Source organism: Gaetbulibacter aquiaggeris (assembly GCF_044003965.1).
Lineage (GTDB): Bacteria > Bacteroidota > Bacteroidia > Flavobacteriales > Flavobacteriaceae > Yeosuana > Yeosuana aquiaggeris.
The window spans coordinates 131941-156469 of record NZ_JBAWKC010000005.1 but is presented as its reverse complement, the minus strand read 5'-3'; the positions used below and the strand labels follow the sequence as shown (position 1 = coordinate 156469).

Sequence of the window (24529 nt, the reverse complement as noted above, 5' to 3'; positions counted from 1 at the left end):
AGGCTCTGAAATTTCAGAGCCTTTTTTGTTTTAATCAATTTCGAATGACTTTATTTCTTTAAATGGATTAATTTGTAATTGTTCCATTTTTACTTGATAAGGGGTCCAAGTTTCTATAAAGAATTTATTGGTTTTATCTAAAGCATCAATTAATGCATCTTTAGCATTTTTTATTAGAGCAGTTTCTGTTGATGTCAATCCGTTTTGTCTGGAGCTAACATACCCATTAGCAAGTCCTATTCTTTGATTTACGGTGGTTTCGGGATTGCGAGTGATTCCTTGACGTTTATCTTCTTTTCCTAAATAAATATCAATAATAGCATCAATTTGTTTAATAATGTCCTTGGAAGATTTTATCTCATCTTTATATTTGTCTTTATTAAGTTTCTTTAAATCTGTTTGAAATTTTTCCGCGGTTTGTTTGCTTTCAATTAATTGTTTAACGGCATCAGCCATAGACTGTTGCATGGTTTCTAAATTTTTAGAAGCCGCATAAACTTGATCAATGTTTGATAAGGACACCTCAAGTCTAGGGTCTGTCTTAACTAAAATTATTTTTTCTGAAACCTGGTCACCAAAAGAAATAGCGACTTTATAGTTCCCTGGTTTTACGGTGACGCCACCTGGTTCTCTATTTCTTTTATTAACCTTTCTGGAGGGTCTGTCAACTCCTGCTTCATCAAGAGACCATGTTAATCTGTGGATACCAGAAGAATCAGGAGCTTTTTCCTTAAGAGTTCTAATTAAACGATCCCCATCATAAACCATCATTTTAATAGAATCCCATGTCACTTTAGCATCTTCTTTTTCTTTAGTTTCATCTTCTTCATTTTCATCAACCTCTTCATCTTTCTTTTTGTCCTTATCTTCTGTTTTCTTTTCATCAATGGTAACATAATAGGACAATTGAGCGCCAAAACCTCTATTTTTACCATTAAACATGTCGTCAGCACCAAATCGACTACCCGATGGTTGCTGATAAGCTGCTAAGTAGGCCGTTGGTGGTGTGAACAATTCTAATTTTTGGTTAAGAATTTCTTTGTTTTTTGCAAGTGCTCGTAAAGGTCTAATATCATCAAGAACCCAGGCGGCTCTTCCAAAAGTGCCTATCACTAAATCATTTTCTCTTTGTTGAATAATCAGGTCTTTTACTGAAACCGTAGGAAAGCCTGCCGTCCATTTAGTCCATTTATTTCCTGCATCCATTGAAATGTAAAGGCCATCATCGGTTCCTAAAAACATCAAATTAGGCTCTTCAAAATCTTCTAGAATACACAGGGCATAACTCTTCACATCATTCTCATCAACAATTCGTTCCCAATTTTTACCGTAATCTTTGGTTCTGAAAGCATACGGTGTATAATTAAAACGTCTGTAATCATTAGCAATTAACAAGGCTTCCCCTTTATTTTTATTGGATGCTTTTATTTGTGGAATCCAACTTCCCTGAGGTAATCCTTTAATGTTTTTCGAGACATCTGTCCAGCTACCACCGCCATTTTGGGTCATTTGTACTCTGCCATCATCTGTTCCAACCCAAATCATATCTTTTTCAATCGGTGAAGGTTCAATTACAATAATGGTGGTATAGTTTTCTGCTCCGGTGGCATCCATAGTAAGACCACCACTTTGATCTTGCTTTTGTTTTTCTGGATCATTAGTTGTTAAATCAGGAGATATTATGGACCAGGTCTCACCTTTATCAATCGATTTATGTACAAACTGACTGCCAAAATAGATAGTACTATTATTATAAGGATCAATATTAATCGCGGCATTCCAGTTGAATCTTAAATCAATATTCGGTTCTGGATGTGTAGGTCTTACAATATAATTATTTCCAGTTTGCCAATCATACCTGCTTACATAGCCTTGTTGGCTCATAGACCATCCAAACCGGGAATCATCTTTATCCGGAACCACATCAAAACCATCTCCAAAACTTATTTCTTGCCAATAGGAGTTTCTTATTCCCTGAGCTTTCCAAACATAGGCAGGACCTCTCCAGGACCCGTTATCCTGCATGCCCCCATATACGTTATAAGGATATTCATTATCAATGGCAATGTGATAAAACTGTCCAACAGGAAGGTTACCTATAAAACGCCATGACTTTCCGCCATCTTTAGTAATATTCATACCGCCATCATTACCATCAATCATAAAGTTCCCATTTGTTGGATGAATCCAAAAAGCATGATGATCTGGATGAACCCCATTATCAGCACCATATGAGGGCATTAATTGACTAAATTTTTTTCCTCCATCTTCACTTACATTGACGAATGTAAAAACAGAGTAGACTCTGTTCTCATTTTGCGGATCTACATATAATTCAGAATAATAAAAAGGCCGGTTTCCAATATCGTCATTCTCATTTATTTTTTCCCATTTAAAACCACCGTCCACACTTTTATATAAGGCATTTTTTTTAGCTTCGACTAAAGCATAAATAATATTGGGTTTATTTCTTGCAATGGCAACCCCAATACGCCCTAAGTTTCCTTTTGGAAATCCATCATGATCATCTATTTTATGCCATGATTTCCCACCGTCATGAGTTAAAAACAAACCGGAGCCTTCTCCACCAGAATTAAAAAACCAGGGATCTCTTTTATGTTCCCACATGGCGGCGATTAATTTATTTGGATTGGTTGGGTCCATAATCAAATCAGCTGCTCCAGATTTATTGTTGGTAAATAATATTTTATTCCATGTTTGTCCGCCATCTGTTGTTTTAAAGATGCCTCTTTCAGGATGTTCACCCCAAGGCGAACCAATGGCGGCAACATAAATAATAGTGGGATTGGTTGGGTCTATGACTATTCTGTGAATATGACGTGTTTTTTCTAGACCCATAGAAATCCAATGTTTTCCGCCATCTAATGATTTGTAAATGCCATACCCACCATTCAAACTGTTTCTTGGGTTTCCTTCTCCGGTGCCTACCCAAATCACACTTGGATTCGATTGCTGAATAGCAACAGCCCCAATAGAAGCAGTCACTTCGTTATCAAAGACCGGATTCCATTTTATGCCTCCAGAAGTTGATTTCCATAGGCCACCAGAGGCTGTTCCAACGTACATGATATCAGGATTACTTTGAACTACATCAATAGAAGTCACTCTTCCGGACATACCTCCGGGTCCAATATTTCTTGGTTTCATGTTTTTAACTAGATCCATAGAAAAATCTTGAGAAAAAAACGATTGGGTGATGAGAAGAACGAATATTAAAAGGCTATTTTTCATGATGTAAAATTTTGATTCATCTAAAATAGCGAAAACTTATTATTGAATTCATAAAATTGATGTTGTTCCTTCTAATTGATGTATAAAAAGTAGTATTTTTATGGAGCTATGACAAAAAATATATCTCACAAAAAGGGCTTTGTTTTTAAAACCTATGAAGCACCTAATTTATCACCTTTTGAAAAACTCTTTGATATTTTTAAAGATTTGATTACGCATACTTCAGGGGATTTTGATGAGGCTATTGACTGGTTAAGAGAATTAGATAAAGAATATAAATTAACTACGTCTGAATACACTATTGATGATTTTATAGAAGATCTTAAAAAGAAAGGTTATATAAGAGAAGAAATTGATCCTGATGGAAATGGTGCTTTGGCTATCACTGCAAAAACAGAACGCGCCATAAGACAACAGGCATTAGATCAAATTTTTGGAAGTATTAAAAGAAGTGGTCAAGGAAATCATAAAAGTAAGAGCCCTGGAATAGGGGATGAGCACACCGGCGATTTTAGGAACTACCAGTTTGGTGATTCTTTAGATAAAGTCTCCATTACCGAAAGTTTAAAGAATGCTCAGATCAATCACGGCATAGGTGATTTTAGCATCTCAGAAGAAGATTTAGTTGTTGAGGAAACGTTGCACAAATCTCAAATGAGTACCGTTTTAATGATTGATATTAGTCACAGTATGATTCTATATGGAGAAGATAGAATTACCCCGGCTAAGAAAGTGGCGATGGCTCTGGCAGAATTAATCACCACAAGATACCCAAAAGACACTTTAGACATTTTAGTATTTGGAAACGATGCCTGGCAAATAGAAATTAAAGACTTACCCTATTTAAAAGTGGGACCTTATCATACTAACACAGTTGCAGGATTGCAGTTAGCTATGGATTTGCTTCGCAGAAAGCGTAATACCAATAAACAAATATTTATGATTACCGATGGGAAGCCCAGTTGTTTAAGGTTGCCAGACGGACAGTATTATAAAAACAGTAATGGTTTAGACAAACATATTGTTAATAAATGTTATGCCACGGCACAGCAGGCAAGACGCTTACACATTCCAATCACTACCTTTATGATTGCACAAGACCCGTATTTAATGCAATTTGTTAGGGAATTCACCTATGCAAATCAAGGAAAAGCTTTTTACACTGGGTTAAAAGGCTTGGGAGAAATGATTTTTGAAGATTATGAAACCAATAGAAAAAAAAGAATTAGAGGATAAAAACTTATGAAAATTGAAACAATAAAAACCTTAGGCGCCTTAAATAAAGCAGGGTATAAAAGTAAATCTATAAAAGATGAGTTGAGAGATAATTTAATTCAGAAAATAAAGAATAAAGAAACCACTTTTGAAGGCGTTCATGGTTATGAAAGTACCGTCATACCAGAGTTGGAACGCGCTATTTTATCTCGTCATAATATCAATTTATTAGGTTTACGCGGACAGGCAAAAACGCGGTTAGCACGATTAATGATCAATTTATTAGATGAATATATCCCCTATGTTGAAGGATCTGAAGTTAATGATGATCCTTTAAATCCTATTTCACGCTTTGCTATTGAATTAATTAAAGAAAAGGGACAAGACACCCCAATTGCCTGGTTGCACAGAAGTGAGCGCTTTGCAGAAAAGCTGGCCACACCAGATGTTACTGTAGCCGATATTATTGGCGATGTTGACCCTATAAAAGCAGCTAATTTAAAATTAAGTTATGCAGATGATCGAGTGATTCATTATGGTATGATTCCTCGCGCCAATCGCTGTATTTTTGTAATTAATGAGTTGCCAGATTTGCAAGCAAGAATTCAAGTGGCGCTGTTTAATATTTTACAGGAAGGTGATATTCAAATTCGTGGGTTTAAAGTAAGACTACCTTTAGATATTCAGTTTTTATTTACTGCAAACCCTGAAGATTATACCAATAGAGGAAGTATCGTTACGCCTTTAAAGGATAGAATAGGTTCCCAGATATTAACGCATTACCCGGTTGATATAGAAACGGCCAGATTAATTACAGAACAAGAAGCTAAACTAGTAGAAAGTCAGAAAGAAATGGTGGTAGTACCAGATTTAGCCAGAGATTTATTAGAACAAATTGTTTTTGAAGCGCGTGAAAGTGACTTTATTGATGCAAAAAGTGGGGTAAGTGCCAGATTGAGCATTACCGCCTTAGAAAATTTATTAAGTACTGCAGAGCGCAGAGCTTTGAAAGCAGGCGATGCCAAAACAATGGTGCGATTAAGTGATTTTATTGGAATTATTCCATCCATTACTGGTAAGGTGGAACTGGTTTATGAAGGAGAACAAGAAGGTGCGGCAGTAGTAGCCTATAACTTAATAGGTGAAGCCGTAAAAAGTTTGTTCGAGGAGTTTTTTCCAAAGATTGAAAAGTTAAAAGCTCAAGATGAAGAATCACCTTATGATGATATTGTCTCTTGGTTTTTTAATCAAAAGGAAGGGTTTGAATTATTAGATGATGCCCGAGAGAAAGCATATAAAAATCTGCTGGATGCCATTTCGCCTTTAGATGATTTATTAGGAAAACACCAACCCAATTTAGCAAAGGAAGACAGCTATTTTGTGAAGGAATTTGTGCTGTGGGCTTTAGTGGAGTTTAAGCAATTAAGTAAATATCGATTTACAGAAGGCACTCAGTTTAAAGATCCTTATGGGAGTTTTATAAGTGGTATTTAATTACCAATCACCTCTGCTTTTAATATTATGAGCGCATAATTGAATAATTTCAGTGATGCGCTTTTGTCTGGTGGCATCTCGTTTAGCTTGATTGAGCCAGTATAAATAGCTTTTTCTGTAAGATGGGGAAAAGTTTTGATAGTTATTAAATGCTGTGGAGTTTTTATCAAATGCACTTCCTAAATCTTCAGGAATAATACCTTTTTCAACATCATCTAAAACTGACCAGTAACCATTTTGTTTTGCTATTTCAATTTTTTTTAATCCGGCATCATGCATTAAGCCACATGCCAACAACTCTTTAATATATCTTTTATTTAAAGCACTCCAGACACTTTTTTGGTTTCGTGGAGTAAAATATTGTCTGCGTTTACCATTGCCCAAACTTTTAACTGTTGAATCTATCCAGCCATAACATAAAGCTACTTTAACCGCTTCTTCCCAGCGCATACTGTCCGCTTCATGGTCAACCTTGTAAAAGATTAAATAAACGCCTTTTGATGTACAATGATTTTCGTGTAACCATTTTCGCCATTCATCATGATTCTTAAAATATAATTCTGAGGTTTCTTCGGTCACTTATATTTTGTTTACATCAACATAAAAATTTCTGTCAACTTTTAAGACAGGGTTATTATATTCTATTGGCATTGTTTTCCATTGAGCGGTTGGAAAGATCCATTGTTCTTTATCGTTTATTGTCACTTGAATTGGCATGTCAAATTGATCTACAATATGTGTCCATCTGTATTTTAATTCTTTATTTTCAATTTTATATTCTAAAGTTGGAATTTCAGTAGTTCTTAAATACTGATTAAAAAAGGCTGTTAAATCAATACCCGTTTCTTTACTTAAATAATCTTCAATTTGTTGTGTAGTGACTGTTTGATGATAAAAAGTTCTATTTAAACCTCTTAATATTTGACGCCATTTTTCGTCATTTTCAATAAGCTGTCTTAAAGTGTGTAACATATTAGCGCCTTTAGGATACATATCTCCTGAGCCTTCTTTATTAACATTGTAATAACCAATTATTGGTCGGTCATTTCTTATGTTTTGTCTGGTACCAATAACATAATCAGCAGACGCTTCTTTTCCATAATAATAGTCTACAAATAAATTTTCAGAATAAGCCGTAAATCCTTCGTGAATCCACATATCGGCAATGTCTTTATAGGTAATATTATTTGCAAACCATTCGTGACCCGATTCATGAATAATGATGAAATCAGATTTTAAACCCCAGCCTGTTCCTGATAAATCCCTTCCTAAATACCCTTTCATATATTTGTTTCCATAAGTAACAGAGCTTTGGTGTTCCATGCCCAAATAGGGTACTTCGACTAACTTATAGCCATCTTTGTAAAACGGATACGGACCAAACCAATATTCAAAAGCTTTCATCATTTTTGGTGCATCTTTAAAATGTTCTTTAGCTTTTTCTAGATTATCTTTCAATACGTAATAATCCATATCTAAGTTGCCATTTTCTCCATCATAAACTTCTGAGAAATGAGCATAATCGGCAATATTAACATTGACACCATAATTATTTATAGGATTATCAACAAACCAACTGAAAGTTTTTGTGTCGCCATATTGTTCCACGCTTCTCAATCTGCCATTAGATACATCCATTAAGCCTTTAGGCGTGTTTACGCTAATTAACATACTATCTACTTCATCATACATATGGTCTTTACAAGGCCACCAGACGCTTGCTCCTAAACCTTGACATGATGTGGCTACAAAATCATTTCCGTTGCCGTCTTTTTTCCATGAAAACCCACCATCCCAAGGTGCTCTTACTGCTTCTTTGGGGTTGCCCTCATAGAAAATTTCAATAGTTTTAATACTTCCTATATCTTGAACACTGTTAAGTTTTATAAAATGAGCATTACCATCATTTACAATGTTTAATTCTTCTCCATCTTGAACCACTTTGGTTATTTTTAATGGGGCTTGTAAATCAATTTGTAAATCTTTCTGTGAGTCAATCACTTTATATTGGATCGTATTACTGCCAGAAATAAATTTTATTTCAGGTTCTACTTTTATATTTAAGTGGTAATAAGTTAAATCCCACCAAGAACGCTCAGGTGTGATAGTTCCTCTGAGTGTGTCTTGTTTTGTAAAATTATTTTTTTCTTCTAATAGACCTTGTGCCTGAAGAAACGAGTTTCCTGATGAAACAATAATGGCGATTAATATGAGCCTTTTCAACATATTACAAATATTTAGTTTCTCATTAATTTATTAGGAAATACAACGGGGCTTTCAAAGCCATTTTTTCCCACAGAAGCAATGCCAAAGAAATAATTATCAATAACAACACCTTTTAGGACGAACTCTGAAACATCGCCTACAAAGCGACTATTATCCCATGTTGGTGATGTGGTATCACGCCAATAAATTTTATAACCAACGGCACCATCTACTTTATCCCACTCAAATTTTGCGGAAGCTTCAACAATTCCGCCAATGGCCACATTTTTAGGTGCTGGTGGAGCCCAAGCTAAACTTGCTAAATTTATAGCATTTACGGCAGTAAGTTTTTTAGCATAATCAAAATTGACGTGTTCAATAACATCACCATATTTAATACCATTTTCTTCTCTAACATTTTGATGCTGCTGTGTGTAATTTTCATGTGCTTCCATGATTCGAATACCTGCAAAACCTAAATCGTTAAAAGGGCGATGATGGCCACCACGGCCAAAACGATCTAATCTGTACACCATCATAGGGTTCATTTCTGGCATATATGTTTTTACATTTTTATGAACGTATCTGGCTAACTGTCGAGAGATGCCATCAACTTCGCCGCCATAAAAACGTCTCATTTGTCGTTCACGTTCTGTTTCGGTTGGTGGTACTGGTTCTGAGAAAATTCTAAAGCTTCTATTATCGATAACCCCATCAACACCTTTAATATTTCCAATCATATCATTGTTTAAAACCCCAATAATGTCCCAACCTTGTTCCTGAGCATATTTTGCTAAACCTGCACCTCCAAAAAGACCTTGCTCTTCACCTGAAAGCCCTACATAAATAATGCTATTCTCAAATTTGTACTTTGATAAAACTCTGGCCGCTTCCATTGTGCCAGCCATTCCTGAAGCATTATCATTGGCTCCAGGTGCATCATTAGTAAAATCCATGGTATCACCTGCACGAGAGTCAATATCGCCACTCATGATAATATATCTGTTGGGATATTTGGTTCCTTTTTGAACGGCTACCACATTAATTACCCAGGCATCATGAGGTACCCTAGAATTCCCTTCTTTAGTCACAAAATCTTTTTGATAAAATACGTTTAAGCACTCGTTACAATCATTTGAGATGGATTCAAATTCAGATTTTATCCAACGTCTTGCAGCTCCAATACCATGGGTCTTTGAAATGGTATCACTAAAGGTATTCCTAGTTCCAAAATTAACGAGGGTTTGTATGCTTTTTTCAATTTTTTTGGGAGAAATACTATCAATAATTTGATAGAGTTTTACCTGTGATTGTGCTATTATGATTTGAAATGAAAAGAATAGCGCAACAGTCCATAATTTATTCATGATTTATTTTTTACTAAAATAATAAAAAATCACTTTATCTAAATGGTAATATGTTAAATCGTCATGCATCATTTCAGGATTGATAAAACCTTTTGAAATATCCTCTCGGGAGAAATTTTATTCATTATTAGGCAACCCCTGATATTGAATTGCTAAAAACGCCATAATGACTATCGTAATTTTTAGAAAGAACTTAGTCGTTATAATCTTTAAAAACTCAGTTAAAATCTTTTTTTATACAAGTTAAAAAGTGCAGAGGCGTTTTGATTGAACGTTAAGGGCTCATAATTTTTTATGCATTCTGCCATTTTATTCTATCTGTTTTAGATTTAATAATAATTAAATTTAAAATTGGGAAGATTTGGAATTAATTAATGTATCTTCGGTTTATTCTTACAAAGTTAATAGTATTTTATTACCCTCAACTTCAGACTTTAACCATTTATTGTTTTGGAAAACTTTTTATTAACCAAACCAATTAAACAAATGAAAAAATTATTCAATTTATTAACCCTGTCATTGCTATTAGTAGCTTGTCAGGAAGACGGAGTAACTGTGCAATCTAATGACAGTCAAGCTAGTAAGGGGTTTGATCAAAGCTTTATTAAAAAAATAGAGGTTAATTTCGATGCAGGCATACAAGCAAAACGAGGTGGCAAGAGTAATAATGACCCCGTTCTAGATTTTATGATTCAAATTAATGCTGCTCTTGTGGGTCAAGGCATTAAGCTGGAAAAAGTTGAAATATTGGGAGTAGATGAAGCAGGAAGAACCGTATTTTTTGATGATAAAGGAAGTAAACAAATTGATTTTGACTGGGTACCAAATGATCCTCGAAATAACGGTTTTGGTGCAGCAGTCCCATATTGGATTGATAACACACAATTGGGCACAAGTTCAGGTATGAGTGAACAGGCTACATTTGATGCCATGGTTAATTCCATGAATAATTGGGATGCAGTGGCATGTTCTGGTGGTCTTGACATTCCATTTTTATTCTCATCTGATTTTGACATTGGACTTGTTCAGTTTTTTACTGGATTTGGGGGGTCTGGACTCGTGATTACAGGAGCAATTGCCCATGCAGGAATTTTACCTGCTGCTTTTTTTGAAACTGCACTTGGACCGGGTGCAGGGACAGGTACTCTTGGCGTAACATTTACATTTAGCTATGGTACTGATATTGATGGAAATGGTAAAGGAGACACCGCTTTAAGTGAAATCTACATTAATGATGGTTTTAATTGGCAGGATGCTCCAAACGATGTTTTATTTGATGTTGATAATGCTATAGATTTTGAAACTGTTGTACTTCATGAGGTAGGCCATGGTTTAAGTCAAGATCATTTTGGAACGGCTTTTAGAGATGGTGGTAGTGGTGCGCTTCATTTTTCTCCAGCCGCTCTAATGAATGCAGCTTATTCTGTTGGAAGAAGGGATATCTCTGGGACTGATGAAGCCGGGTATTGCAGTAACTGGGGTGTATGGCCTAATAATTAAAGTAGTCTTTAAATAGATGCTATAATAAAAAACGCTCCCAATATTGGGAGCGTTTTTACATTTGAATGAGTCAAAAATTATTAAAAACAATACCTGTTTTCTGCTTTTACTTTTTCAGCTATATCCCTGCGCAGATCTACAATATCCGGATAATTAGTATATTTCACAAAGCGTTTGAGACCCATTAACAGCATACGCTGTTCGTCGCCTTCTGCAAATGAAATGATACTTTCTTTACCATTTTTCTCAACAATTGAAACGGCGTTGTATAAATATAATTTAGCCATCGCTATTTGAACTTTTTGAGCCTCTTCACCAAAACGTTTTGCATTTTTCTCCGTTCTTAAAATGGCAGATTCTGCCATATATATTTCAATTAATATGTCTGAAGCAGCAATTAATAATTGTTGATGGCTATCTAAATCTGGTCCAAATTTTTGAACTGCGGCCCCTGCAACCATTAAAAATATCTTTTTAAGTTTTGCTATCATGTCTTTTTCCTCAGAAAACAACTCAGAATAGTCTGGAGTTTCAAAGGATGGAATTCCCATAAGTTCGTTAGCTACTGCAGTGGCCGGGCCTAATAGATCGACATGACCTTTCATGGCTTTTTTAACTAACATGCCAACTGAGAGCATTCTGTTTATTTCATTGGTGCCTTCATAAATTCTGGCAATTCTTGCATCTCTCCAGGCAGCTTCCATTGGGGTGTCTTCTGAGAATCCCATGCCACCAAAAATTTGAATACCTTCATCAGCACAGTTTTGAACATCTTCAGAAACGGCCACTTTTAAAATAGAACATTCTATAGCATATTCTTCAACGCCTTTTAGTTCTGCTTCCTGATGTGTGTTCCCCGCAGCAACACGAAGGGCTATACGGTCTTCAATGTCTTTTGCGGCTCTGTAACATGCAGATTCCCCCGCATAAGCACTGGCAGACATTTCAGCCAATTTGGCTTTTATGGCACCAAAATCAGCAATAGCTGTATTAAATTGTTTTCTTTCATTAGCGTATTGCACCGCGATAGTAGTAATGCGTCTTTGTGAATCAAGGCAAGCAGCCGCTAATTTAATACGTCCAACGTTTAACGCATTCATAGCAATTTTAAACCCATTACCTCTTTCAGATAACATGTTTTCAACTGGTACAACGGTGTCAGTAAAGAATACTTGACGTGTTGAGGAGGAACGAATACCTAATTTATGCTCTTCTTCCCCTAAAGTAATTCCGTTTGGCTTGTCTTTATTATATTCTACAATAAAACCAGTAATGTTTTTATCATTTTCAATGCGGGCAAATACGATCATTAATTTGCAAAAACCTGCATTAGAGATCCACATTTTTTGACCATTAATTTTATAGCTTTTCCCATCTTCAGATAAGGTAGCAGTTGTTTTGCCTGAATTGGCATCACTTCCTGCACCAGGTTCTGTTAAACAATAGGCCCCAAACCATTCACCAGTAGCCAGTTTTGGAATGTATTTTTGTTTTTGTTCTTCAGTCCCGTATAATATTATCGGCAATGTGCCAATGCCAGTATGAGCACCAAAGGCCGTACTAAAAGAACCTGTTCCGCTGGAGATATAGTCACAGGTTAACAATGTTGAAACAAAGCCCATACCCAAACCTCCATAAGCTTCAGGAACTGCCACACTTAAAAACCCAAGATCACCTGCTTTTTTCATACATGATTCTGTGAGCGCATAATCTTTCGCTTCAAATCTTGACTTATAAGGAATGATTTCACGATCATTAAATTCCATTACTGCTTCTTTCATCATTTTTTGTTCCTCCGAGAAATCTTCAGGAGTAAACACGTCTTCACATTTAGTTTCTTTTACCAGAAATTGACCACCTCTTAATAAGTCTTTGTCTTTTGTTTCCATTTTTTTAATACTGTTTTTTTAATTTAAAAATTCAAATATGCCACAAGCTCCCTGTCCAGTTCCAACGCACATAGTGACTGCCCCATATTTATTTTTCATGTTCTGTTTACGCATTTCATCAAATAGTTGTACTGATAATTTTGCTCCGGTACATCCTAGAGGATGACCTAATGCGATGGCACCTCCATTAACATTTATGATATTAGGATTGAGGTTTAATTCTCTGATAACAGCCAATGATTGAGATGCAAAAGCTTCATTTAGTTCTATTAGAGATAAATCCTCTTGTTTTAAGCCGGCTAGTTTAAGCGCCTTTGGAATGGCTTTTACCGGGCCAATCCCCATAATTCTGGGTTCAACACCAGCAGCGGCATAATTTACCAATCTTGCAATCGGTTCTAGATTTAATTCTTTGACCATGTCTTCACTCATCACCATGACAAAAGCGGCACCATCACTCATTTGTGACGAGTTACCAGCTGTGACACTTCCATTAGCGGCAAATACTGGACGTAATTTCCCCAATGCTTCTACACTTGTTCCTGCTCGCGGACCTTCATCTTTTGTAACTGTATACTTTTTAGTAGCTCGTTTCCCGTTTTCATCAACATAGATCTGTTCTACCTCTATAGGTGCAATTTGCTCTTGAAAACGATTTTCAGCCAGGGCTTTCAGGGCTTTCATATGTGAATTATAGGCGAATTCATCTTGATCTTCACGTGAAATTTTAAATTGATTTGCAACGGCCTCAGCCGTATTTCCCATACCCCAATAATAATCTTCATGCCCGGATTTAATGGTGTCATAATTTAATTCTGGTTTAAAACCTGTCATTGGGACCGAACTCATGCTTTCTGCACCACCAGCAATAATACAATCGGCCATACCGGCTTGTATTTTAGCAGCTGCAATAGCAATGGTTTCAACTCCTGACGAGCAAAACCGATTAACGGTTACACCCGGCACATCAACACTATTCAATCCAATTAGTGATATAAATCTGGCCATATTAAGTCCTTGAGAACCTTCAGGCATGGCATTTCCAACAATAACGTCATCAATGCGTTTTACATCTAGATTTGGTAATTCCTTCATCATGTATTGAATGGTCTCTGCGCCCAATTCATCGGCTCTTTTAAAGCGGAATACTCCTTTTGGAGCTTTTCCAACCGCGGTTCTATATGCTTTTACTATATATGCTTGTCTCATTTTTTTAGTTTCTTAAAGGTTTTCCTGTTTTTAACATGTGTTGAATACGTTCTAAAGTCTTGCGCTCTGTACATAAACTTAAGAAGGCTTCTCGCTCTAAGTCTAATAAGTATTGTTCACTTACTAAAGTAGGTTCAGATAAATCACCACCAGCCATGACATAGGCCAATTTATTAGCAATTTTATGGTCATGCTCGCTAATATAGTTACTAGCTTCCATCGCATCGGTTCCAACTAAAAACATGCCTAAAGCTTGTTTACCCAGAACTTTTACATCGGTTCGTTTTACAGGTTGTGTGTAGCCTTGTTCAGCCATTAATTTCGCATATGCTTTAGCGGTCGCAATTTGTCGGTCTCTATTTACAACAACAACATCTTTTCCTTTTTGAAGAATGCCTAAATCAAAAGCTTCATAAGCTGAAGTAGCTACTTTTGCCATTCCAATAGTTAAGAAATATTCCTGAAGTACATTTAGTTCTACATCATTTTTTCTAAAGGTGTCAGAAGCTCTTAAAGCCATTTCTTTTGAACCGCCGCCACCAGGAATCACACCAACTCCAAATTCAACTAATCCAATATAGGTTTCAGCTGCCGCGACTACTTTATCAGCATGCATAGATAATTCACAGCCACCACCAAGTGCCATACCGTGAGGAGCAGCCACCGTTGGAATTGCAGAATACCGCATACGCATCATGGTGTCTTGGAAATATTTTATTGCCATATTAAGCTCATCATATTCTTGCTCTGCTGCCATCATGAAAATCATTCCAATATTGGCCCCTACAGAGAAATTAGCGCCTTGATTACCAATAACTAAACCAGCAAAGTCTTTTTCAGCTAAATCAACAGCTTTATTTAATCCGGCCAAGACATCACCACCAATAGTATTCATTTTAGATTGGAACTCGCAGTTAAGGATTCCATCTCCCAAATCTTCAATAACGACTCCTGAGTTTTTAAAGACTTCTCTAGATTTTCTAATATTATCTAAAATGATAAAGGCGTCTTGACCTGGAATTTTCTCTTGTGATTTCTTTGGAATATCATAATAGAAACTGGCACCATCTTTAACAGAGTAGAATGATTTGTTTCCTGAATTCAACATATCTTGCACCCAAGCTGCAGGTTGTTTGCCTTCAGCTTTCATAAGTTGTATCCCTTTTTCAACACCAATTGCATCCCAAATTTGGAAAGGTCCATGTTCCCAACCAAAACCAGCTTTCATGGCATCATCTATTTTATATAATTCATCTGAAATCTCGGGAATTCTATTTGATACATATTCAAACATACCTGCAAAATTCTTTCTGTAGAAATCTCCAGCTTTATCTTTACCAGAAACCAATACTTTAAAACGATCAATAACTTTATCTATGGTTTTTGTTAGTTCTAAAGTCGCAAAACTGGTTTTTTTACTGGCGCGATATTCTAAAGTGTTTAAATCAAGTACTTTGATTTCCTTGCCTTCTTTTTTATAAAATCCCTGACCTGTTTTACTTCCCAACCATTTATTTTCCATCATTGTATTGATGAAATCTGGTAACTTAAACAATTCGTGAGCTTCATCATCAGGGCAATTCTCATAAATACCATTTGCGACATGCACTAAAGTATCTAGCCCAACAACATCAACGGTTCTAAAGGTTGCTGATTTTGGGCGCCCAATAACAGGTCCTGTTAATTTATCTACTTCTTCTACAGATAAGCCTAAATCTTTTACCTGATGAAATAAACTTTGAATCCCAAAAATGCCAACTCTATTTCCAATGAAAGCAGGGGTGTCTTTGGCTATAACTGAAGTTTTGCCAAGGAATTGTTCTCCATAGCCATTTAAAAATTCCAAAACTGAAGCATCCGTCTTTGGTCCAGGAATAATTTCAAATAATTTTAAATAACGAGCAGGGTTAAAAAAATGGGTTCCACAGAAATGCTTCTGGAAGTCTTCACTTCGGCCTTCACTCATAAAATGAATTGGGATCCCTGAAGTATTTGATGTTATTAATGTACCAGGAGTTCTGTATTTTTCTAATTTTTCAAATACTAGTTTTTTAATATCCAGACGTTCTACAACCACTTCCATAATCCAGTCAACATCTTTTACTTTTGCAATGTCATCTTCTAAATTACCAGTAGTGATTCTGCTTGCAAAGCTTTGATGATAAATTGGAGAAGGTTTAGATTTTAAAGAGTTAGCGAGTGAATCATTAACTAAACGATTTCTTACCTGCTTGCTTTCAAGGGTTAAACCTTTTGCTTTTTCAGCGTCATTTAATTCTCTTGGAATAATGTCTAGTAAAAGTACATCTACACCAATATTGGCGAAATGACAAGCAATACCGCTTCCCATAATTCCAGAACCAATAACTGCTATTTTTTTAATTCTACGTTTATTCATTATATATTAAGCTAATTATTTAGTTTGATTGTATATTTTCTTATTAGTAACCATGTCATTAATTAATTCTGCAACTTCATAAAAATGGCGTAATTTTTCTTCGGAAACATTATTTTTTATGGCCTCATTAAAAGTGAGGACCTTTTCTCGTGAATAGGCTCTTTTTTCTCTTCCAAAATCTGTAAGATATATTAACACGCTTCTTCCATCTTCTGGGTTAGCTCGTCGTTCTATTAAGCCTCTTTTTTCCATTGTTTTCAATATTCTTGATAAACTGGTGGCTTCCATGCCCATTTTTGGGCCTAAAGACGTTGAAGGCGTCCCTTTTTCTTGATCAATACTTAACAATGTTAATCCAGTGGCCATTGTACTGTCAAATTTAGCGGCTTCTTCATTGTACATTTTAGAAACGGCTAACCATGTGGTTCTCAGTAAGTAATCAATCGTTTTGTCTTTCATGGTTAATTTTTACAAAACCAAATATACAAAAATTTATTATGCATGCATAATAAATTTATATTTTTTAGGAAAGATTTAAGTATAAAAAAAACGTCTCAATGAGACGTTTAAGATTATGGTTTTTTGAAGATTAAGAACGGTATATCTTTTCAACCAGATCTTTGTAAATTTCTTTAATAATTTTTCGCTTCATTTTCATTGTCGGTGTTAAATGTCCACCTTCAATGGTCCATACATCTGGAGTCAGTTCAAACTTTTTAACTTGTTCCCAATTGCCAAAATTCTTATTTGTTTTGTCAACCTCTTTTTGAATTCTGTCTTTAATTATTTGTGAAGAAACAATCGACTCATTATCTGGTTTAATATCTTTTCCTTTTTTTTCAATCCAGTGCTTTATGAATTTAAAATCTGGTTGAATAAGCGCTGCAGGCATTTTTTCTCCTTCACCAATGACCATCACCTGTTCTATAAAATGAGATTGTTTTAATTCATTTTCAATTAGTGCCGGTGAAACATATTTACCACCAGAAGTTTTAAACATTTCTTTTTTTCTATCAGTAATTTTTAAAAATCCATCACTGCTTATTTCTCCAATATCTCCCGTATGAAAATAGTCTCCAGTCATGACTTCAGCCGTTTTTTCTGGATCTTTATAATAGCCAAGCATCACATTGGGCCCTTTTACCAATATTTCACCATCTTCAGCAATTTTCACCTCTACATGATCAATAATACGACCAACTGTTCCCACTCTAAAACCACCATTACGCATGTCGTTCACTGATATTACAGGAGAGGTTTCAGTCAATCCATAACCTTCCATTATAGGCATACCAGCCGCTGCAAAAGTTCGTGTTAATCTGGGTTGTAAAGCCGCACTTCCCGAAACCATTAAATCTAAATTACCACCAAGCCCTTCTTTCCATTTACTGAATATTAATTTTCTGGCTAATTTTAGTTGCAGTTCATACCAGAAACCGTTTTGTCCATAGGGTTCATATTTTAGACCTAAATCTATTGCCCAAAAGAATAACGCTTTTTTTAAACCTGAGAGATCTCCTCCTTTTTCCAATATTTTATCATAGACTTTTTCATAAAGTCTGGGAACAGCAGTCATAACATTAGGTTTGATTTCTTTTAAGTTATCAGTCATTTTATCAATTGATTCCGCAAAATAAATTTCCACTCCGCAGTATTGATATAGATATAAAATCATACGCTCAAAAACATGGCATATTGGTAGAAAGCTTAAGGCTTTGGATTTGCCATATTCAAAAGGCACACGCTTTTCACTATCAATCACATTGGAAATTAAATTATTATGAGAAAGCATCACACCTTTAGGTTGACCAGTTGTACCAGAGGTATATATTATGGTAGCTAAATCATGTGGTTTTACATTATTCTTTCTCTCATTTACTTCATTTTGATTACTTTCATCTCGACCTAATTTTAAGACTTCTTTCCAACTATTTTCTCCAGAAATATCATCAAAAGTATAAACACCTTTAAGTTTTGTTTTTCCTTTTACAGAATTTAATTTTTCTAAAACTGCAGCATCTGAAACAAAACAGTAAATAGATTCTGAATGGTTCATGATATATTCATAATCTTCTTTAGCTATGGTAGGATAAATAGGGACATTCTGCGCGCCTATTTGTAACACGCCTATGTCTAAAACATTCCATTCCGTTCTGTTAGTGCTTGAAATAACAGCAATCTTGTCATTTGCTTGCACACCTAATCTCAATAATCCTCTACTAATAGCATTAATTTGATTAATGTATTCTTCAGATGAAATTGAAATCCACTCGTCTTTATATTTAGTGGTTAAGGCTTTTTTTAAATTATATGTTTCATATTGATATTGCGGAATATCAAACAACCGAGTTACTTGAGTCATTATGTCTTAAATAGTTTAGTAGTATGCAAAATAGGAAATAAAAAAGAATTTACAAGAGGTAGTATAAAAAAACAAGAGCTATAGGCCTAAACATTAGTTTTATTGCTTTTTGCTTCTATCGATGTTTACAAATAAAAACTTTCAATATATGATTTATGTCATTGAATGGGTCTTTTATACTCTCTAATTTTGTCGGCAATAACATTAAAAAGTCTAAAAACATAATTATATGGAAACCTTAGAATCGGTAAAAACCAGAGTCTATAAATTCGGTAACAAAACGGCCGATGGAAATAGTAAAATGAAAAACCTCTTAGGAGGAAAAGGAGCAAATTTAGCAGAAATGAGTTTAATTGGAATACCTGTTCCTCCCGGATTTACAATTACTACTGAAGTTTGTACAGAATATAATCTTTTAGGTAAAGATGCAGTTGTGAAAATGATTCTTCCTGAAGTCGAAGAGTCTATAGAAAATATTGAAAAAATAATGGGCGCGCAATTTGGCGATAAAGAAAACCCTTTATTAGTATCTGTGCGTTCTGGAGCAAGAGTTTCTATGCCAGGTATGATGGATACTGTTTTAAATCTTGGATTAAATGATGAGGTTGTTATTGGATTGGCTAAAAGAACCAATAATGAGCGTTTTGCCTGGGATTCTTACCGTCGTTTCATTCAAATGTATGGAGATGTGGTTTTAGGTATGAAACCTGAATCAAAGGATGATATTGATCCATTTGAAGAAATCATGGAAGCTCTTAAACATAAGCGTAATATTAAATTAGATACTGAATTTACTATTCAGGATTTAAAAGATTTAGTATATGATTTTAAAGAAGCCGTTAAAAAACGTACAGGGCATGATTTTCCAACAAATCCGTGGGATCAACTTTGGGGAGCAGTAGTAGCTGTTTTTAATAGTTGGAATGGAGATAGAGCGGTTTATTACAGAAAAATGAGTGGTTATCCATCTGATTGGGGAACTGCTGTGAATGTTCAAGCCATGGTTTATGGTAACATGGGTGATAATTCTGGTACAGGTGTATGTTTTACACGTGATGCCGGAACTGGTGAAGATGTATTTAACGGTGAGTACTTAATAAATGCTCAAGGTGAAGATGTGGTTGCAGGTACAAGAACACCACAACAAATCACCAAATTAGGGTCGCTTCGTTGGGCCGAATTAGCTAAAGTAGAAGAAGAAGATAGATTTAAAAATTATCCTTCACTTGAAGAGCTCATGCCAAATATTTATCTTGAATTAAATGGCTATCAACAAAAATTAGAAGACCATTATAAAGATATGCAAGACATGGAGTTTACTATGCAAGATGGTAAACTTTGGATTTTGCAAACTAGAAACGGTAAACGTACGGGAGCAGCAATGGTCAAAATTGCCATCGATATGTTGAAACAAGGCATGATAGACGAAAAGCAAGCTTTGCTGCGTATTGAACCTAACAAATTAGATGAGTTACTACATCCTGTATTTGATCCAAAATCATTAAAAAAAGCACATGTTATTGCACAAGGATTACCAGCATCACCAGGTGCTGCTACCGGTCAGCTTGTTTTCTTCGCTGATGAAGCCAATAAATATAAATACACTATTTTAACACGTATTGAAACCTCTCCTGAAGATTTAGAAGGTATGAACATTGCACGTGGTATTTTAACCGCACGTGGTGGAATGACCTCTCATGCCGCGGTTGTAGCTCGTGGTATGGGTAAATGTTGTATCTCTGGAGCAGGTGCTTTGAAAATTAATTATAAAACACGAACACTGACTGTTGATGGTAAAGAATACCACGAAGGTGATTGGATTTCATTAAATGGTTCAACAGGAAATATTATAGAAGGAAAAGTATCTACGATTGAGCCTGAATTAAGTGGGGAATTTGCTGAAATCATGAAATTATCAGACAAATATGCCACTATGAAGGTAAGAACTAATGCAGATACCCCCAAAGATGCTAAAGCAGCACGTAATTTTGGAGCACAAGGTATTGGTTTAACTAGAACAGAGCATATGTTCTTTGAAGTAGATCGAATAAAGGCCATGCGCGAAATGATTTTGGCTGATACGGTAAAAGGTAGAAAATATGCTTTGGACCAATTATTACCTATGCAACGTGAAGATTTTGAAGGTATTTTTGAAGCCATGCAAGGATTGCCAGTTACTGTGAGGTTATTGGATCCGCCATTACATGAGTTTGTACCTCATCAATTAACACAACAAAAAGAGTTAGCTGAAGAAATGCATATTTCATTGGAGGCTGTAAAAAGTAAAATTTCTGAATTAGAAGAGTTTAACCCTATGCTTGGACATAGAGGATGTAGATTAGGAAATACCTATCCTGAAATTACTGAAATGCAGGCTAGAGCCATTATTGAAGCTGCATTAAATCTAAAAGCAAAAGGAATTGTAGCTATACCAGAAATAATGGTGCCTTTAATCGGAACCGTTGAAGAATTTGAAATGCAAGAAAATATCATTAGAAATACCGCTCAAAAAGTATTTGAAGAATATAATGATACTATTGAATTTTTAGTTGGAACAATGATTGAAATACCAAGAGCAGCTTTAACGGCAGATTTAATTGCTAAAAAAGCGGAGTTTTTCTCTTTTGGAACTAACGATTTAACTCAAATGGCATTTGGTTATTCAAGAGATGACGCCAGTAAGTTCTTACCAATATATATTGAAAAAGGAATCCTTAAAGTAGATCCATTTGAAGTACTTGATCAAGAAGGAGTTGGTCAATTAGTAAAAATGGGTACTGAAAAGGGTAGAAGCACGAAACCAAATTTAAAAGTTGGTATTTGTGGAGAGCATGGTGGAGAACCAAGTTCTGTTGAATTCTGCTATAATGTAGGAATGAACTACGTAAGTTGTTCTCCTTTTAGAGTTCCAATTGCACGTATTGCCTCTGCGCAAGCGGCTATTAAAAAGTCCATGTAATTTTTTGTTTTAAGTTTGAAACCCCTAAGTAAACTATTTATTTTACTTAGGGGTTTTTTATGTGTTAAGAAAAAGGAGATTATCTTTTTTCAATCTATTTGAGAATTATATATTTTAAATGTATGACAGTAATAATATCATTTCTCATTTTGGTTATTTTAATAACTAAATGAACTATGGGTAACTATAAAATTCTATAGTATATTACCCTAAAAATACACCTAATTATCTTCTTTTTAATTTGTAACAAAAAAAACAAATTATTTTTTTTTGTAAAGTCTATATTTCAAACGTTTTCGCTGACAACCCTTGTAAACAAAGGGTTTTATTATGATAATTATCAGTTTTTCAACTTATTTTAGGCTTTATTTTTGTACCCTAAAACGAATTAGGACAATAAAAATAAATATATGAAAACCAAAATTTTTAAAACAGGTATTTGGAATAAGGCAATAAACTTAAGAGAGTTTATTACAAAAAATATTACCCCATATCACGGAACACATGAATTTTTAGTAGGACCAAGTGAAAAAACTAAAAAATTATGGGAAATCTGTAAACAAGGTACTAAGGAGGAAAGACAAAGAAATGGTGTTCGTTCTATTGATACCGACGTTGTTTCTGGAATTAATTCTTTTGAAGCTGGATATATTGATAGGGAAAATGAAGTAATTGTTGGTTTACAAACCGACGAATTATTAAAAAGAGCCATGAAACCTTTCGGAGGTTTTAAGGTAGTTGAAAAAGCTTTATCTGAACACGGATTAAAACCAAATAACCAACTTTCAGATTTATTTAATAAATATGTAAAATCACATAACGATGGTGTTTTTGATGCTTATACAGATGAAATTAAAAAATACCGTTCTTTAGGGTTCTTAACAGGTTTACCTGATAATTATGCACGAGGAAGAATTATTGGTGATTACCGCAGAATTGCGTTATATGGAGTAACACGTTTAATTGAAGTAAAAGAGCTAGATTTAGCTGGGATTACTGGTCCGATGACCGATAAAGTTATCCGTTTACGTGAAGAAGTTTCAGAGCAAATAAAAGCTTTAAAAGAAATGATTGAAATGGGTAAATCTTATGGTTTAGATTTATCTCGTCCTGCCGAAAATGCTCAAGAGGCTGTTCAATGGACGTACATGGGCTATTTAGCAGCAGTAAAAGAACAAGATGGTGCTGCAATGTCTTTAGGCAATGTGTCATCATTCTTAGATATTTATATTGAAAGCGATTTAGAAGAAGGGTTAATTACCGAGGTTGAAGCACAGGAATACATTGATCAATTTGTTATGAAACTGCGTATGGTGCGTCACCTGCGTATGGAAGCTTATGATGAAATTTTTGCAGGTGATCCAACATGGGTAACTGAAGCTATTGGAGGCATGCTGTCTGATGGACGAACTAAAGTTACAAAGACATCTTTCAGATTTTTAAATACACTGTATAATTTAGGACCATCCCCAGAACCTAATATTACCATTTTATGGTCTGAAAATTTACCAAAGAATTTTAAAAACTATTGTGCAAAAGTAGCCATAGATACTTCGTCTATTCAATTTGAAAATGATGATTTAATGCGAACAAGTCGTGGTTCTGATGATTACGGGATTGCATGTTGTGTCTCATATCAAGAATTAGGAAAATCAATTCAGTTTTTCGGTGCTCGTACTAATTTGGCTAAAACATTATTATTAGCGTTAAATGGGGGTCGTTGCGAATTTACAGGAACACAAATTGTTGATGGAATTCCACCTTATACAGACGAGTATTTAGATTTTGATAAAGTCATGGTAAACTTTAGAGTTGCGATGAAAGAAGTTGCCAGAGTGTACAATGATTCAATGAACATTATCCACTATATGCATGATAAATACTATTATGAAAAGGCACAAATGGCTTTAATTGATACAAACCCAGGTGTGAATATAGCTTACGGAATTGCTGGATTGTCTATTGTGGCCGATTCATTATCTGCAATAAAATATGCCAAAGTTAAACCAATTAGAAACGAAGAAGGCTTAACTATAGATTTCCAAATTGAAGGCGAATTTCCAATGTATGGAAATGATGATGATAGAGTAGACTTTTTAGCAAGTAAAGCTGTTGCAGAATTCAATAACGAATTAAAACAGTTGCCTGTTTATAAAGATGCAGAAGTTACTATGTCTGTTTTAACCATTACTTCAAACGTATCTTACGGTAAAAAAACAGGAGCAACACCAGATGGAAGGGCACAAGGAATTCCTTTTGCGCCCGGGGCAAACCCAATGCATGGACGTGACTGTAATGGGGCTATTGCTTCGTTAAATTCAGTTTCAAAAATAAATTACGAAGATTCAAGAGATGGTATTTCAAATACATTCTCTATTGTGCCAAAATCTTTAGGTGCTGATGAAGAAGAGCAAATTGAAAATTTAGCGACAACATTAGACGGGTATTTTTCAAGAAATGCACAACATTTAAATGTGAATGTTTTAAATAAAGAAATGTTAATGGATGCCATGGAAAATCCAGAGGAATATCCTCAATTAACAATTCGTGTTTCAGGTTATGCCGTTAACTTTGTTAGGTTAACCAGAGAGCAACAATTAGAGGTTATTACACGTTCGTTTCACGAATCAATGTAATTTACCTTATTATTAAAGAAAGTTTTGAAAGAGCGGTTATAGC

The 24529-nt window shown here is 35.1% G+C and carries 14 protein-coding genes; 5 read left to right on the top strand and 9 right to left on the bottom strand.

The annotated features are described in order from the left end of the window. Positions 1-30 precede the first annotated feature (30 nt). Positions 31-3252, bottom strand: coding sequence for a WD40/YVTN/BNR-like repeat-containing protein (locus tag V8G56_RS14085; RefSeq protein WP_395439102.1), 3222 nt, complete (start codon positions 3250-3252; stop codon positions 31-33). 108 nt (positions 3253-3360) lie between these two features. Here V8G56_RS14085 and V8G56_RS14080 point away from each other — a divergent pair, with 108 nt between their 5' ends. Both V8G56_RS14080 and V8G56_RS14075 read left to right on the top strand, forming a co-directional pair. Continuing rightward, the gene (locus V8G56_RS14080) at positions 3361-4488 is read left to right on the top strand and encodes a vWA domain-containing protein (protein WP_395439101.1); all 1128 of its coding nucleotides are present in this window, start codon (positions 3361-3363) and stop codon (positions 4486-4488) included. A 6-nt stretch (positions 4489-4494) separates the two neighbouring features. Further along, complete coding sequence (locus V8G56_RS14075) at positions 4495-5961, top strand: magnesium chelatase (RefSeq protein ID WP_395439100.1); 1467 nt, start codon at positions 4495-4497, stop codon at positions 5959-5961. Here the strand turns inward: V8G56_RS14075 and V8G56_RS14070 are convergent, their stop codons facing one another. From V8G56_RS14070 to V8G56_RS14060, 3 genes are read right to left on the bottom strand one after another with little or no spacing between them, the layout of a single operon-like run. Then, positions 5962-6540, bottom strand: coding sequence for a YdeI/OmpD-associated family protein (locus V8G56_RS14070; RefSeq protein WP_395439099.1), 579 nt, complete (start codon positions 6538-6540; stop codon positions 5962-5964). Then, entirely contained in the window at positions 6541-8187 is a 1647-nt protein-coding gene (locus tag V8G56_RS14065; protein ID WP_395439098.1) for a M1 family metallopeptidase, read from the bottom strand. Between the two features lie 11 nt (positions 8188-8198). Further along, positions 8199-9533: a M28 family peptidase gene (locus V8G56_RS14060; protein ID WP_395439097.1), complete on the bottom strand. Its 1335-nt coding sequence runs from the start codon at positions 9531-9533 to the stop codon at positions 8199-8201. A gap of 486 nt (positions 9534-10019) precedes the next feature. On the opposite strand from V8G56_RS14060, the gene V8G56_RS14055 reads away from it, so the two are divergent. Continuing rightward, entirely contained in the window at positions 10020-11033 is a 1014-nt protein-coding gene (locus V8G56_RS14055; RefSeq protein ID WP_395439096.1) for a hypothetical protein, read from the top strand. Between the two features lie 80 nt (positions 11034-11113). Here the strand turns inward: V8G56_RS14055 and V8G56_RS14050 are convergent, their stop codons facing one another. From V8G56_RS14050 to V8G56_RS14030, 5 genes are all read right to left on the bottom strand, one after another. Next, the gene (locus V8G56_RS14050; protein WP_395439095.1) at positions 11114-12922 is read right to left on the bottom strand and encodes an acyl-CoA dehydrogenase family protein; all 1809 of its coding nucleotides are present in this window, start codon (positions 12920-12922) and stop codon (positions 11114-11116) included. Between the two features lie 18 nt (positions 12923-12940). Next, complete coding sequence (locus V8G56_RS14045; RefSeq protein WP_395439094.1) at positions 12941-14131, bottom strand: acetyl-CoA C-acyltransferase; 1191 nt, start codon at positions 14129-14131, stop codon at positions 12941-12943. Between the two features lie 4 nt (positions 14132-14135). Then, positions 14136-16529, bottom strand: a complete 2394-nt coding sequence (locus V8G56_RS14040) for a 3-hydroxyacyl-CoA dehydrogenase/enoyl-CoA hydratase family protein (protein ID WP_395439093.1) — start codon at positions 16527-16529, stop codon at positions 14136-14138. A 15-nt stretch (positions 16530-16544) separates the two neighbouring features. After that, positions 16545-16988, bottom strand: a complete 444-nt coding sequence (locus tag V8G56_RS14035) for a MarR family winged helix-turn-helix transcriptional regulator (RefSeq protein ID WP_395439092.1) — start codon at positions 16986-16988, stop codon at positions 16545-16547. A 130-nt stretch (positions 16989-17118) separates the two neighbouring features. Continuing rightward, entirely contained in the window at positions 17119-18891 is a 1773-nt protein-coding gene (locus V8G56_RS14030; protein WP_395439091.1) for an AMP-dependent synthetase/ligase, read from the bottom strand. Positions 18892-19120: 229 nt separating this feature from the next. Here V8G56_RS14030 and ppdK point away from each other — a divergent pair, with 229 nt between their 5' ends. Both ppdK and pflB read left to right on the top strand, forming a co-directional pair. After that, positions 19121-21850, top strand: a complete 2730-nt coding sequence (ppdK, locus tag V8G56_RS14025; RefSeq protein WP_395439089.1) for a pyruvate, phosphate dikinase — start codon at positions 19121-19123, stop codon at positions 21848-21850. Positions 21851-22260: 410 nt separating this feature from the next. Then, complete coding sequence (gene pflB, locus V8G56_RS14020; RefSeq protein ID WP_395439088.1) at positions 22261-24486, top strand: formate C-acetyltransferase; 2226 nt, start codon at positions 22261-22263, stop codon at positions 24484-24486. Positions 24487-24529: the final 43 nt, after the last annotated feature.

What these genes read in the sequence shown, in the direction of transcription:
- V8G56_RS14085 (WP_395439102.1), bottom strand. Translation starts at nt 3,252, where the DNA reads ATGAAAAATAGCCTTTTAATATTCGTTCTTCTCATCACCCAATCGTTT.
- V8G56_RS14080 (WP_395439101.1), top strand. Translation starts at nt 3,361, where the DNA reads ATGACAAAAAATATATCTCACAAAAAGGGCTTTGTTTTTAAAACCTAT.
- V8G56_RS14075 (WP_395439100.1), top strand. Translation starts at nt 4,495, where the DNA reads ATGAAAATTGAAACAATAAAAACCTTAGGCGCCTTAAATAAAGCAGGG.
- V8G56_RS14065 (WP_395439098.1), bottom strand. Translation starts at nt 8,187, where the DNA reads ATGTTGAAAAGGCTCATATTAATCGCCATTATTGTTTCATCAGGAAAC.
- V8G56_RS14060 (WP_395439097.1), bottom strand. Translation starts at nt 9,533, where the DNA reads ATGAATAAATTATGGACTGTTGCGCTATTCTTTTCATTTCAAATCATA.
- V8G56_RS14055 (WP_395439096.1), top strand. Translation starts at nt 10,020, where the DNA reads ATGAAAAAATTATTCAATTTATTAACCCTGTCATTGCTATTAGTAGCT.
- V8G56_RS14050 (WP_395439095.1), bottom strand. Translation starts at nt 12,922, where the DNA reads ATGGAAACAAAAGACAAAGACTTATTAAGAGGTGGTCAATTTCTGGTA.
- V8G56_RS14045 (WP_395439094.1), bottom strand. Translation starts at nt 14,131, where the DNA reads ATGAGACAAGCATATATAGTAAAAGCATATAGAACCGCGGTTGGAAAA.
- V8G56_RS14040 (WP_395439093.1), bottom strand. Translation starts at nt 16,529, where the DNA reads ATGAATAAACGTAGAATTAAAAAAATAGCAGTTATTGGTTCTGGAATT.
- V8G56_RS14035 (WP_395439092.1), bottom strand. Translation starts at nt 16,988, where the DNA reads ATGAAAGACAAAACGATTGATTACTTACTGAGAACCACATGGTTAGCC.
- V8G56_RS14030 (WP_395439091.1), bottom strand. Translation starts at nt 18,891, where the DNA reads ATGACTCAAGTAACTCGGTTGTTTGATATTCCGCAATATCAATATGAA.
- ppdK (WP_395439089.1), top strand. Translation starts at nt 19,121, where the DNA reads ATGGAAACCTTAGAATCGGTAAAAACCAGAGTCTATAAATTCGGTAAC.
- pflB (WP_395439088.1), top strand. Translation starts at nt 22,261, where the DNA reads ATGAAAACCAAAATTTTTAAAACAGGTATTTGGAATAAGGCAATAAAC.